General features: G+C 68.2%; 9 protein-coding genes and 1 tRNA gene. 5 read left to right on the top strand and 5 right to left on the bottom strand.

Features of this window, described 5'->3' with window-relative positions; translation table 11 throughout:
• The first annotated feature begins 14 nt into the window (after positions 1-14).
• From AC07TU_RS20105 to trxA, 4 genes are read left to right on the top strand one after another with little or no spacing between them, the layout of a single operon-like run.
• A complete protein-coding gene (locus AC07TU_RS20105; RefSeq protein WP_495189765.1) occupies positions 15-713 on the top strand; it encodes a nucleotidyltransferase family protein in 699 nt (232 codons plus the stop codon).
• Positions 706-3,651: a double-strand break repair protein AddB gene (addB, locus tag AC07TU_RS20100; RefSeq protein WP_495189713.1), complete on the top strand. Its 2,946-nt coding sequence runs from the start codon at positions 706-708 to the stop codon at positions 3,649-3,651. The genes AC07TU_RS20105 and addB overlap by 8 nt, the downstream gene beginning before the upstream one ends.
• Positions 3,632-7,030, top strand: coding sequence for a double-strand break repair helicase AddA (gene addA, locus AC07TU_RS20095; RefSeq protein WP_495189764.1), 3,399 nt, complete (start codon positions 3,632-3,634; stop codon positions 7,028-7,030). The genes addB and addA overlap by 20 nt, the downstream gene beginning before the upstream one ends.
• A gap of 60 nt (positions 7,031-7,090) precedes the next feature.
• A complete protein-coding gene (trxA, locus tag AC07TU_RS20090) occupies positions 7,091-7,444 on the top strand; it encodes a thioredoxin (protein WP_495189712.1) in 354 nt (117 codons plus the stop codon).
• A 155-nt stretch (positions 7,445-7,599) separates the two neighbouring features.
• Here the strand turns inward: trxA and AC07TU_RS20085 are convergent, their stop codons facing one another.
• The 5 genes from AC07TU_RS20085 to AC07TU_RS20065 form a co-directional block, all read right to left on the bottom strand.
• Positions 7,600-7,917, bottom strand: a complete 318-nt coding sequence (locus AC07TU_RS20085) for a hypothetical protein (protein WP_495189711.1) — start codon at positions 7,915-7,917, stop codon at positions 7,600-7,602.
• Between the two features lie 112 nt (positions 7,918-8,029).
• Positions 8,030-9,253, bottom strand: coding sequence for a bifunctional glutamate N-acetyltransferase/amino-acid acetyltransferase ArgJ (gene argJ, locus AC07TU_RS20080; protein ID WP_495189710.1), 1,224 nt, complete (start codon positions 9,251-9,253; stop codon positions 8,030-8,032).
• A 134-nt stretch (positions 9,254-9,387) separates the two neighbouring features.
• Positions 9,388-11,052, bottom strand: a complete 1,665-nt coding sequence (gene leuA, locus AC07TU_RS20075; protein ID WP_495189763.1) for a 2-isopropylmalate synthase — start codon at positions 11,050-11,052, stop codon at positions 9,388-9,390.
• Positions 11,053-11,282: 230 nt separating this feature from the next.
• The gene (locus tag AC07TU_RS20070) at positions 11,283-11,924 is read right to left on the bottom strand and encodes a YceI family protein (RefSeq protein WP_495189709.1); all 642 of its coding nucleotides are present in this window, start codon (positions 11,922-11,924) and stop codon (positions 11,283-11,285) included.
• Between the two features lie 104 nt (positions 11,925-12,028).
• Positions 12,029-12,532, bottom strand: coding sequence for a hypothetical protein (locus AC07TU_RS20065; RefSeq protein WP_495189708.1), 504 nt, complete (start codon positions 12,530-12,532; stop codon positions 12,029-12,031).
• 85 nt (positions 12,533-12,617) lie between these two features.
• Between AC07TU_RS20065 and AC07TU_RS20060 the strand changes: the two genes are divergently transcribed.
• Positions 12,618-12,694 (top strand) — tRNA-Arg (locus tag AC07TU_RS20060).
• Positions 12,695-12,901 lie beyond the last annotated feature (207 nt).

Raw genomic sequence — 12,901 nt, 5'->3', positions numbered from 1 at the left:
TGCCCGAGACGGCGATGGTGATGGCCGCGGGCCTTGGCAAACGGATGCGCCCGCTCACCGCCACGCGCCCCAAGCCGTTGATCGAAGTCGCGGGCAAGCCGCTGATCGATCATGCGTTCGACCGGCTGCGCAGCGCGGGGGTCAAACGCGCGGTGGTCAATGTCCATTATCTGGGTGACGCGCTCGAAGCGCACGTCACCCACCGGGTGAAGGACATCGAGGTCGTCGTCTCGGACGAGCGCAAGCAGTTGATGGAGACCGGCGGCGGGCTGGTTCAGGCGCGCGACCTGCTGGGCGACAAGCCGTTCATCTGCGTCAACAGCGACAATCTGTGGGTCGACGGGCCGATCGACGCGATCCGCCAGCTCGCCGCCGCCTGGGATGACGAGAAGATGGACGCGCTGCTGCTGCTCGTCCCGCTCGCCCGCGCACATTGCCATCCGGGCAACGGCGACTTCCATCTCGATGCGTTCGGCAAGATCACTCGGCGCCGCGCGCCCGGGCGGCTGGCGCCCTTCGTCTATACCGGTGTCCAGATCCTCTCGCCGCGCGTGATCCGCGACTGGCCGGAAGGGCCGTTCTCGACCAACCTCTTCTGGCAGCGCGCGATCGAGGCGGGCCGCGCCTATGGCGTGGTGCATCAGGGCCTGTGGTTCGACGTCGGCTCGCCGCCTGCAATCGCGGCGACGGAGGCGGTGCTCGCGGATGGGTGAGGGGCGTGGCCTCCACCTCCACACCATCCCGCCACACCGGGCCTTTGCCGACGCGCTCGCGCAGGGGCTGATCCGGCGCTTCGGCGGCGATCCGTTGCGGCTGGCGCGCGGGATCGTGCTGGTGCCGACCAATCGCGCGAAGAAGGCGATCACCGACGCATTCGTCCGCGCGAGCGGCGGCGGTCTGCTGCTGCCGCGGCTGGTGGCGGTGGGCGATCCCGAACTGGACGAAGCGGCGGGGCCGTTCCTCGATCCCGCCGACGACGAAGACCCGGTTCCACCCGCAGTCGATCCGCTGCAGCGGCGGCTGATTCTCGCCCGGCTGGTGCAGGCGGGGCAGCCTGGGATCGACGCCGCGGAGGCGGTGCGGCTCGCGGGCGATCTCGGCCGCACGCTCGACCAGCTGCTGATCGAGGAGATCGATCCGCGGCGGATGCGCGACGTGGCCGCGGGCGAGCTGTCCGAGCATTGGCAGCGCTCGCTCGACCTGTTCGAAATCGTGCTGAGCAAATGGCCGCATGAGCTTGAAAAGATTGGCCGGATTGATCTGGCCGAGCGGCGCAACCAGCTGCTCGATCGCGTGTCGGCGCGGTGGCGGCGCGATCCGCCCGATCGCTTCATTTGCGCCGCGGGGATCACCACCTCGGCGCCGGCAATTGCGCGCCTGCTGCGCGTCGTTGCCGGGCTGCCGGGCGGGATGGTGGTTTTCCCGGGCCTCGATCTTGCGATGGGCGAGGCGGAATGGGCAATGCTCGGGCCGTTCGAGGCGGACCCGGCGACGGGGCGGCGCAAGCGTTCGCTGGAGACACATCCGCAATTCCACCTCAAGCTGCTGATCGACCGGATGGGCGTGCAGCGCGGCGAGATCGATCCCTGGCGCGTTGCGACCGAGCTCGACGCGCCGCCCGCGCGCAGCAAGGCGATCGCCAGCGCGATGATGCCTGCCGAACTGACCAAGGGCTGGAGCGACCTGCCCGCCGCCGAACGGCGGCTGGCCGAGGTTCGCGTACTCGAAGTCGCGACCCCGGCGGAGGAGGCGCAGGCGATTGCGCTGGCCTTGCGCGAGGCGCTGGAGACCGAAGGCCAGACCGCGGCGCTGGTGACGCCCGACCGCGCGCTGGCCAAGCGCGTCGCCGCGCATTGCGCGCGTTGGGGCCTGACACTCGACGATTCCGCGGGCGCGCCGTTGGCCAGCCAGCCGCCGGGCACCTTGCTCCTCGCGCTGGCTGAGGCGGGCGCGCAGGCCTTCGCTCCGATGGCACTGCTGGCGCTGCTCAAGCATCCGCTGGTCGCCGCGGGTGAGGAGCGGCTGGCCTGGCTCGAGGGAGCGAGGGCGCTCGACCTTGCTCTGCGCGGGCCGCGGCCTGCGGCGGGTCTGGCAGGGATCGAGGCGCATCTGTCCGATGAGGAAGGCTATGATGCGCATATCCGCCGCGAGGCGCTGGGCTGGTGGCGCCGGATCGCACCGCTGCTCGCGCCGCTGGAGGCGCTCTATGCAGGTGGCGCGGCGCCGCTGACCGGGTTGCTGGCGCAACTGCGTGAGACCGCGACTGCGCTGTGCGGGGACGCGCTATGGTCGCGGGCGGATGGGCGTGCGGCGGCGGCCCTGCTCGATGATCTGGAGCGCGAGGCTGCGCATGGCCCGGCCCTGGTCGAGCCGGAGAGCCTTGCCGCGATGCTGCGGACATTGATGGACGAGATCGCGGTTCGGCCGCCACAGGGCGGGCATCCGCGACTGGCCATCTATGGTCTGATCGAGGCGCGGCTGCAGACCGCGGACCTGCTTGTGCTGGGCGGGCTGAACGAGGGTGTGTGGCCGGGTCTGCCAGCACCCGATCCGTGGCTCGCACCGCGTATCCGCAGCGAGCTGGGGCTGCCGGGGCTGGAGCGGCGCATCGGCCTGTCGGCGCATGATCTGGCGATGGGGCTCGGCGCGCGTGAGGTGTTGCTCACGCGAGCGAAGCGCGACGCGGGGGCACCGACCATCGCCTCGCGCTTCTGGCTGCGGCTGGAGGCGCTGTCGGGTGGCCTGGAGCGTGCGGGCGAGCTGGAAGCATGGGCGCGCGCGCTCGACGATCCGGGTGTCTATGAACCCGCGGCGCGGCCCGAGCCGTGCCCGCCCGCTGCAATTCGCCCGCGCGTGATCCCGGTCACCGACGTCGACCGGCTCAAGGCGGATCCCTACGCCTTCTACGCCAAGCGGATGCTGCGGTTGCGCCAGCTCGACCCGGTCGATGCCGATCCCAGCGCAGCTTGGCGCGGGACGGCGGTGCACGAGGTGCTTGAGAAATGGGCGAAGCTCGATGGCTGCGATCCCGAGGCGCTGGAGCCACGCGTCCTCGATATGCTCGCCGGCGCTCACCCGATGATGCGCGCATTGTGGCAACCAAGGCTGATCGAGGCGGTGCGCTGGATCGTGCGCGAGATCGAGGCGCGGCCACAACGCCGGGTGCTGGCGGTGGAGCAGGAGGGCGCGATCGACTTTGCCGGGGTGACGCTCAAGGGCAAGTTCGACCGTATCGATGCGATGGGCGACGGCACGCTGGGCGTGGTGGACTATAAGACCGGACAGCCGCCCAGCACCAAGGCGGTGCGGGCCGGGTATAGTCTTCAGTTGGGGCTGCTCGGGCTGATCGCCGAGCGTGGCGGGTTTCAGGGGATATCCGGCCGGGCGAGCGCGTTCGAATATTGGTCGCTGGCGCGCAAGGGCGGCGAATTCGGTTACGTCCAGTCGCCGGTCGATGCTGCGGGCAAGTACGGGAAGATGTTGCCCGACGAGTTCGTGCCGACCGCCGCGGAGAATTTCACCGAGACGGCACGTGCCTATCTGACCGGCGCCGCACCCTTCACCGCCAAACTGCACCCCGAATACGCACCTTACGCAGACTATGACCAGCTGATGCGCCGTGACGAATGGTATGGCCGTGAGCGGCGTTAGCACTGGCGCGCTGCCCCCGCTGGCGGGCAATCAGGCCGCGGCGTCGCATCCGGCGGCGAGTGTGTGGCTGTCCGCCTCCGCCGGCACCGGGAAGACGCAGGTGCTGGCGGCGCGCGTCTTCCGGCTGCTGCTGCGTGGGGTCGATCCCGGTGCGATCCTGTGCCTGACCTTCACCAAGGCGGGCGCGGCCGAGATGGCGGCGCGCGTGAGTGGCCGGCTGGCGCATTGGGTGCGCGCGCCCGGCAAGGAGCTGGTCGCGGACCTCGAAGCGCTGGGCGAGGATTATGGCCCTGAGACTCGCGCCAAGGCCCGCACCTTGTTCGCCAGAGTGCTCGACGCCCCGGGCGGGGGACTGCGCATCCAGACGATCCACAGCTTTTGCCAGACGCTGCTTTCGGCCTTCCCGGTCGAGGCGGGGCTGACGCCGGGCTTCCGCCCGCTGGAGGCGCGTGAGGAGACGGCGCTGGCACGCGACACGCTGGCGGCGATGCTGTCGGATGCCGGTCGCGAGGGGCGGGACGGACTGATCGATGCGGTCGGCGCGCTCAGCCTGAGGCTGGGGGAGGGCAAGGCCGAGGCCTTCCTTCACGCCTGTGCCAAGGCGCCCGATGCGATGGCGGCGTTGCCGTCGGGCGTACAACCGTGGCTGCGACGCGCGATGAACTTGCCGCAGGGCGATGTGCTCGAGGAAGCGGCACGCTGGTGCGCCGACGACGCGTTCGATGTCGACGGGCTGCGGCGGATCGCCGATGCCAATCACGCCTGGGGCACCGCGACGGGGCAGGAAAATGCGGCGATCGCGGGCGCCTGGCTCGCGGCGGAGCCGGCGGCGCGCGTGACGATGCTGGGCGATCTGCGCAAGATCGTGCTCACCGCGAAGGACGAGCCCAAGAAGGTGTCGCCCAAGCTCGCTGCGATCGATCCGGACTATGAGTCACTCGCCGCCGAACTGGGCGAGGCGTGCATCGCGGTCACCGGGATGATCGCGCGTGCGGGCTATGCCGATCTGCTCGCGCAGGGACTGACCGCGGGGCGTGAATATGCCGCTGCCTATCAGACGGCGAAGCGCCGCGCAGGGGCGGTCGATTTCGACGATCTGATCGGCAAGACGGTCGCACTGCTCGACCAGCCCGGCATGGGCGACTGGATCCGCTTCAAGCTCGATCAGGCGACCAGCCATATCCTGATCGACGAGGCGCAGGACACCAATATCGCGCAATGGCGGATCGTCCGTGCGCTTGCCGACGAGTTCTTCGCCGGTGAGGGCGCGCACGGCGACGAGGTACGCACGCTGTTCACCGTGGGCGACTATAAACAGGCGATCTTCGGCTTCCAGGGCACCGATCCGGTCAATTTCGCCGCGGCGCATGTCCATTTCAGCGAACGGTCGGACGGCGCGCTGGAGACGCTGTCGCTGACCCACAGCTTTCGCTCGACCGCGCCGATCCTGGAGTTTGTCGATGCGGCGGTGGCGGCATTGCCCGAGCCGGGGATGGGGACCGAGTCTGAAGCGCATGCCAGCCGCGTTGCCGGGCCGGGCACCGTCACCCTGTGGCCGCCCGTGGTCGCGGGCGGCGACCCGGAGGATGAGGAAGGCTGGGTCGATGACGCGACGCGCGAGGTGGCCAACCGCATCGCCCGGCAGATCAAGGGCTGGATCGGCACGCTCGAGCTGGAGAGCAAGGGGCGGACGCTGCGGCCCGAGGATGTGATGATCCTGGTCAAGCGCCGTGGCGAGCTGGCTTCGCTGCTGGTCGCGCGGCTGCATGCCGAAGGGGTGCCTGTGGCGGGTGTCGATCGCTTGCGGTTGAATGCGCCGCTGGCGGTGCAGGATCTGCTTGCGGCGGTGCGGTTTGCCTTGCAGCCGGACGACGACCTGTCGCTTGCTGCTTTGCTGGTCTCGCCGCTGATCGGATGGACGCAGGACGAGCTGATGCACGCGGCCTTGCGCGGGCGGGGCAGCCTGTGGCGGCATCTGCGCGCGACGCAGAGCGACGAGCGGCTCGCACCGCTCTACGGTCTGCTCGCGCGTGCCGACCTGATGACGCCGCACCGTTTCCTCGAGACGATTCTGTCGGGCGAGATGGACGGGCGGCGCAAGCTGCTGCGGCGGCTGGGCAAGGAAGCGCTCGACCCGGTCGAGGAGCTGCTGACCGCGGCGCTGGGGTTCGAGGGACTGGCGACACCGACCTTGCAGCGTTTCCTCGACTGGTTCGATCGCGGCGATGTCGAGATCGTGCGCGACGCCGCGCAGCCGCAGGATGCGGTGCGGGTGATGACCGCGCATGGCGCCAAGGGGCTTCAGGCGCCCTTGGTGATCCTTGCCGACGCGACCGCCGATCCGCAGGGCGGCAATCGCGGCGATTTCGTCAAATGGGCGCCCGAGGGTCATGACGGCGCGGCGCTTCCGGTGTTCCGGCCCGGCAAGGCCGAGCGGGGCGGGCCGGTGGATACCGCAGTGAGCGAGACCGAGGCGCGCGAGCTGGAGGAACATTGGCGGCTCTTCTACGTCGCCGCCACCCGCGCCGAGGAGCGGCTGGTGATTGCAGGCGCATTGGGACCGAGGGTGAAGGGCGAGGCGCCCGGCGCAAGCTGGTATGCGGCATCGCGCGCGGCCTTCGATGCGCTTGGGATCGGGGAAGGCGAGGGCGATCGCATTTTCACCGGCCACCGTCCGCAGCCGCCGGTCGCGCGCAAACCGGCAAGAATCGCGGTTGCAGACGCTGTGGCCGCGCTGCCCGGCTGGGCAAGGCTGCCTGCTCCGGTCGAGGCGCGTCCGCCACGCCCGCTGGCGCCATCATCTTTGGGCGAGGATCTGGTCGCCGATCCGCCGCCCGGACCGGCGCTGCGCGCGGCGGCGGAGCGAGGACGACTGATCCATGCCCTGCTCGAACGCCTGCCCGCCGTTGCGGCGGACCGGCGGTCGGATGTCGCCGAGCGCTGGTTGGCGGGGGCGGGGGGCGTTGCCGATCCCTCATTGCGTGCCGAGCTGGCCAATGCTGCGCTGGGTGTGATCGCCGATCCGGGCTTCGCCGAGCTGTTCGGGCCGGAGGCACTGGCCGAAGCGCCGATCGCTGCAGTGGTTGCGGGCGGGCACGTCGTCTCGGGCACCGCAGACCGGTTGCTGGTGACCGACGACAACGTGCTGGTGATCGACTTCAAGACCGGTCGCCGCGCGCCCGAGACGCTTGAGGCGATCCCCCCCTATCATGTCCGCCAGATGGCTGCCTATGTCGCCGCGCTGGAGGTCGTCTTTCCTGGGCGACAGGTGATCGCAGGCCTGCTCTACACCGCCGGGCCGCTGCTCTATGCGCTACCCGACGATCTGATCGCGGCGCACAAGCCGGGCTTCGTGCCGGCGGAGCAAAGCTTGATCTGAAACGCTTGAGGGGGACAGCCCGTCTCCCTAATTTGCAACCAACACAAAGGAGATTTTGAAATGGCCAAGGCCGTTACCGATGCAAGCTTCGAAGCCGACGTTCTTCAGTCGGACAAGCCCGTCCTCGTCGATTTCTGGGCCGAGTGGTGCGGGCCGTGCAAGATCATCGGGCCGAGCCTGGAGGAGCTGGCCGAAGAACTGGCCGACAAGGTGACGATCGCCAAGCTCAACATCGAGGAGAATCCTGATACGCCGGGCAGCCTCGGCATCCGCGGCATCCCGACCCTGTTCGTCTACAAGGACGGCCAGAAGATCGCCCAGCAGGTCGGCATTCAGGACATCTCGACCAAGTCCAAGCTCAAGGCGTGGATCGAAAGCGTCGTCGACACGGGCGCAGCGGCCCAGGCCGGCTGATCCGTCGGCCCGTCCTGTCCTGATCGGGGGCCCGTGATCCGGCCCCCGTTTCGCTATTCAATCGCGCCAATAGTCATGCCGTTCGGCATAGACGGCGCCGATCGCGACGAGACCGGGCGGAGCAATGGTGGCCCCGCCCGTCTTCATTTCAGCGATCAGTAACGACGGCCGTAGTGATCGTACCGGTCATAGCGATCATACCGGTCGTGGCGGTCCCTCCAGCGCCGATCGCGGTGGTCACCCCAGCGATCATGGTCGCGATAGCCGGCGCGGGCGCGCGAAATCTCGCGGCGGCATTCGCGCAGTTCGCGGCGATATTCGTAGCGGTTGCGGGCGTGGCGCAGCTCGCGCTGGCATTCTCGCTGCTCCTGCCGGACCTCGCGATGCCTGGAACCATAATATTGCGCTTCGGCCGGAGCGGTCGTCGCAAGCACGCTGGCACCCAGCGTCGCTGCTAGAATCAAGATTCGCATGTCTGCTCTCCATGATCTGCCCGTCCCGCGACGGGCGACGACTCTGGATACGCCCTCGGGTCTGAACCCGTGGCGACGGCAGGCTTATCCTAGGTTCAGGTAAGCGCCGGCCTCAGCTCCGATAGTCCGCGTTGATCGAGATATAGCCATGCGTCAGGTCGCAGGTCCACACCGTGGCGCGGCCTTCGCCCAGGCCCAGCTCGATGCCGATCTCGATCTCCTCCCCCTTCAGATGCGCCGCGACCGGGGCTTCGTCATAGCCTTCGACCGCGAGGCCGCCCGATGCCACCCGCACCCCGCCGAAGGTGATGCCCAGCCGGTCGCGGTCGGCGGGTTCGCCGGCCTTGCCCACGGCCATGACGATACGCCCCCAATTGGCGTCCTCGCCCGCGATTGCGGTCTTCACCAGTGGCGAGTTGGCGACGCTGAGCGCGATGCGATGGGCGCTGGCGTCATTCTCGGCGCCGTCGACATCGATCCGGATGAACTTGGACGCGCCCTCGCCGTCACGCACGACGAGATGGGCTAGGCGCAGGCACAGGTCGGACAGGGCGGCGCGGAAGGCGTCGGCGCCGTCGCTGTCATCATCGGTGAGCGGCGCGTTGTCCGCCTTGCCGGTGGCGAAGGCGAGAACGGTGTCGCTGGTCGAGGTGTCGCTGTCGACCGTTATGCACGAGAAGCTGCGCGTGTTCGCTTCCGACAGTGCGCGCTGGAGGAAGGCGGGATCGACCGCCGCGTCGGTGAAGACATAGCCAAGCATCGTCGCCATGTCGGGCGCGATCATGCCCGATCCCTTGATGACGCCGACGAGGCTGACGGTCTTGCCGCCGACCACCGCGGTGGTGATGGCGCCCTTTTCAAAGGTGTCGGTGGTGCCGATGGTCTTGGCGACATCTTCCCAGCCGCACGGCTCCGCGGCGAAGGCGGCGTCGAGCCCGGCTTCGGCCTTGTCGATCGGGAGCGGCACGCCGATCACGCCGGTCGAGGAGACGAACACGTCCGAGGGCTGGCAGTTCAGATGTCCCGCGACCCGCGCCGCGATCGCCTCGACCGCCGCGCGGCCGCGATTGCCGGTGAAGGCGTTGCTGTTGCCGGCGTTCACGACCAGTGCGCGCGCCTTGCCCAGCACCAGCGCCTCACGGCACCATTCGACTTCCGGCGAGGGGCATTTGCTGGTGGTTGTCACGCCGGCCACGCTGGTACCCTCGTCGAGGGTGACGAAGGTCAGGTCGCAGCGGTCCCAGGTCTTGTAGTGCGCACGGGCGACCCGCAGCGTCACGCCCGCGACGGGCGGAAGGTAGGGGAAGCCGAGCGGGGCGAGGGGAGAGCGCTGCATGTCCAGTCCTACTTACTCACCGTCACCCCGGCCTTGTGCCGGGGTCCACGGTCGGGCAGGCGATGCCCTGAAATCTTGAGCGCAGCGTTTGCCGCGCGGTGGACCCCGGCACAAGGCCGGGGTGACGAGCTGGGTTAGTGAACCGCGCCCGCGGCGCTAAGCACCGCGCGGACGCTGGCGGTGGCGACATCCTCGTCGATGCCCACGCCCCAGACGGTTTGGCCGTCGGCGGTGCGGCATTCGACATAGGCGGCGGCCTGTACGCCGGTGCCGTGGCCGATCGCATGTTCGGCATAGTCGGCGATGTCGAGATCGACCCCGAAGCCCTCGCGCATCGCCGCGACGACGCTGGAGATCAGGCCGTTGCCGCGGCCGCTGACCGACTGCTGCACGCCATCCACCTCGATCACCCCGGCGAAGATGCGCTCGCCATTGGTCGCTCGCGTCTCGTCATAGGCGCCCAGGGTGAAGCGCTGCGGATGCTCGAGCCGATAGGTCTCGACGAAGGTCGCCCAGATATCCTGCGCGTTGAGCTCGCGGCTGCTCTCGTCCGCGACGCGCTGGACGTGGCGGCTGAAATCGGCCTGGAGGCGCTTGGGGAGCTTGAGGCCCTTGTCCTGCTCCAGCACCCAGGCGACGCCGCCCTTGCCCGACTGCGAGTTGACGCGGATCACCGCCTCATAGCTGCGGCCGAGATCGGCGGGATCGATCGGCAGGTAGGGAACTTCCCAGATCTGGTCGTTGCGGGCTTCCTGCGCGGCAAAGCCCTTCTTGATCGCGTCCTGATGGCTGCCCGAAAAGGCGGTGAACACCAGGTCGCCGGCATAGGGCGTGCGCGGATGGACCGGGATGTTGGTGCAATATTCGACCGTCTTCACGATCTCGTCGATGTCCGAGAAATCGAGGCCGGGATCGACGCCCTGCGTGTACATGTTCATCGCAACGGTCACGAGGTCGCAATTGCCGGTGCGCTCGCCATTGCCGAGCAGGCAGCCCTCGACGCGGTCCGCGCCGGCCATCATGCCGAGCTCCGCCGCCGCGACGCCGGTGCCGCGGTCGTTATGCGTGTGCAGCGACACCACCACCGCATCCCGGTTGGGGATGTTGCGGCAGAAATACTCGATCTGGTCGGCATAGATATTGGGCGTCGCGCACTCGACCGTCGCGGGCAGGTTGAAGATGATCGGGCACTCGACCGTGGGCTGCAGCACGTCCATGACCGCCGCGCACACCTCGACCGAGAAATCGATCTCGGCGGTCGAGAAGGTCTCGGGTGAATATTGGAAATGCCAGTCGGTGTCGGGCTGAGCGGCGGCGTTGTCGCGCAGCAGCTTCGCCGCGTCGATGGCGATCTGCTTCACCTCGGCGCGGTCCATGCCGAAGACGATCTTGCGCCAGGCCGGCGAGACCGCATTGTAGACATGGACGATGCCGGTCTTGGCGCCGCGCAGGCTCTCGAACGTCGTTTCAATGAGGTCGCGCCGGGCCTGAGTCAGCACCTGCACCGTCACATCGCCGGGAATGCGATTGTCGCGGACGAGGCCGGAGATGAAGTCGAACTCGGTCGCACCCGCGCTGGGGAAACCGACCTCGATCTCCTTGATGCCGACACGGCAGAGCAGTTCGAAGAAGCGGGTCTTCTTCTCCGCGTCCATCGGATCGATCAGCGCCTGATTGCCGTCGCGCATGTCGGTGGACAGCCAGCGCGGCGCCCGGGTGATCGTCCGCGAAGGCCATTGCCGGTCGGGCAGATCGATCTGCGGGAAGGGGCGGTACTTGACGCTGGGATCGCGCAACATGGTCATGGCTTCAACTCTTGCAGGACTTGGTGCCCGGTACGGGCGGCTTTCGGGTTGCGGTTTCGCCCTTAGGCCGTGTGCGCGGCGCAGCCGCGCTGGTTCACGCCCTAAGGGCGCGTAAGTCGTGCAAGTCGAAGCAGGCCATGAACGCCGGTCATGCCGACGCCCATAGCCCGCATGGCGCGCGCGGGGAAAGAACTATTTCTTGATCGCGCCCATTCGACGCCAGATTATTTCACGAAGGCGGCTGCGATCTTGAGATCGACCGCGTCGCTGACCAGCGGGATGGCATAGGTGATGCCGAAATCGCTGCGGCGGATCGTCACCTCCGCCTCGAACCCGACATTCTCCTTGCCGCCCATCTGAGCCGGGGTCTTGCCCGCACCATAGAAGTCGACGTCGAGCGTCACGGCCTTGGTCACGCCGTTGAGCGTGAGGTTGCCCGTCACCTTCGCTTCGTCGCCATCCTCGTCGATCACGACATTGGTGGAGATGAACTTCGCGTCGGCGGGGGCGGGGCCGAAGAAGTCGGGCTTGCCGCCGTCCTTGCCCGCGCGGAGCAGATGGCCGGTCAGGCCTTCGTTCGCGGTGATCACCTTCGACACGGGAATGGTGATGTCGACCTTTGAGGCCGCCGGATTCGCCTTGTCGAAGGTCGCGGTGCCGGTGATGCCGCCGAACAGACCCCAATAGGGGGTGAAGCCGAAATGATCGACTTCCCAGCGAACCAAAGTGTGTCCGGGATCGACGGTGTAGCTGCCGCCGGTGATCGCGGCCTTGTTCTTCGATCCCGGCAGCTGCATCTGCTGCTGGGCGACGATCGGCGTGGCAATGGCGATGCTGGCCGCGAAGGCGGCGAGGACGAGACGCATGATGAAACTCCCCTGTGTCGGAAAACCGCGCGGATTGTCGGCGTGCCGGACCGCGCGGTCAAACAACGATTCGGGAACCCTGCGTTTCCGCGCGTGGGTAGAGATCAGCTCGCCAGCGCGCCCTCGAGAACCTTGACGCGTTTGGCCTGTGCGAGCGCGTGCGCGGCGATTTCGTCGATTGCGTCATTGAGTGCGGGATAGGCCGGAGTGCCCGCCTGTGCGCGTGCGCTGGCCTCCTGCTCCAACAGGGTGACCAGCTCGACCGTCTCGCCGCGCACGGCGTCGAGATCCGCGAGCGCGATCTGCGCGGCGACCCAGGCTTCGCTGCCCATGGCAACGCCACGTGCGACCGCCACGCGCGATTCGGTTGTGGCGGCAGTCGACTGGAAGCGCTTCGCTGCGTCCGCCGCCTTCGCGCGCGTCTGCGCGATGCGCGCATCGAGCGCGGAATCGGGCGCCGCGACCGGATCGGGACGCACGGGTTCGCTATCGTCGCGGCTCTCGATCGGGCGGGGCAGGAGGGAGGGATAGCCTGTATCGGTGGCGGTACAGGCGGCCAGCATGCCGATCGGCATGACCAGTGCGGAGAGGAAAAACGAGCGTCGCATCGCGGGTTTGTCTATGATGTGAAGAAACTGTGCGCAACGGGGTTGCCTTTCCCGAAAAGCGCTTCTATCTGCGCCCCTCCACTGCGCGCCCGTAGCTCAGCTGGATAGAGCATCAGACTACGAATCTGAGGGTCGGACGTTCGAATCGTTCCGGGCGCGCCATTCAAAGCCCCGCCAGGTCTCACGACCAGGCGGGGCTTTGTTGTTTCTGGCGACTGGGCATTGAAATGCGCGGGCGACGCCTGCGCATCTGGTCCGCGCATTCTCATATATCCCCGGAATCTGCCCGTGCGGTGCGCAGGGAGGCGCCGCTGGCCTCCTGACGCCGGGATGGGCGGGACAGGCGCCTTCAGGCCCGCCTTGGCGCGC

Source organism: Sphingomonas sp. GW821-FHT03E12 (assembly GCF_059420685.1).
This window is presented reverse-complemented; position numbering and strand designations above follow the sequence as displayed.

Coding starts and splice junctions, on each gene's coding strand:
- AC07TU_RS20065 (WP_495189708.1), bottom strand. CDS start 12,532: ATGCGACGCTCGTTTTTCCTCTCCGCACTGGTCATGCCGATCGGCATG.
- addB (WP_495189713.1), top strand. CDS start 706: ATGGGTGAGGGGCGTGGCCTCCACCTCCACACCATCCCGCCACACCGG.
- addA (WP_495189764.1), top strand. CDS start 3,632: ATGGCCGTGAGCGGCGTTAGCACTGGCGCGCTGCCCCCGCTGGCGGGC.
- argJ (WP_495189710.1), bottom strand. CDS start 9,253: ATGCAGCGCTCTCCCCTCGCCCCGCTCGGCTTCCCCTACCTTCCGCCC.
- AC07TU_RS20105 (WP_495189765.1), top strand. CDS start 15: ATGGTGATGGCCGCGGGCCTTGGCAAACGGATGCGCCCGCTCACCGCC.
- AC07TU_RS20070 (WP_495189709.1), bottom strand. CDS start 11,924: ATGCGTCTCGTCCTCGCCGCCTTCGCGGCCAGCATCGCCATTGCCACG.
- AC07TU_RS20085 (WP_495189711.1), bottom strand. CDS start 7,917: ATGCGAATCTTGATTCTAGCAGCGACGCTGGGTGCCAGCGTGCTTGCG.
- trxA (WP_495189712.1), top strand. CDS start 7,091: ATGGCCAAGGCCGTTACCGATGCAAGCTTCGAAGCCGACGTTCTTCAG.
- leuA (WP_495189763.1), bottom strand. CDS start 11,052: ATGTTGCGCGATCCCAGCGTCAAGTACCGCCCCTTCCCGCAGATCGAT.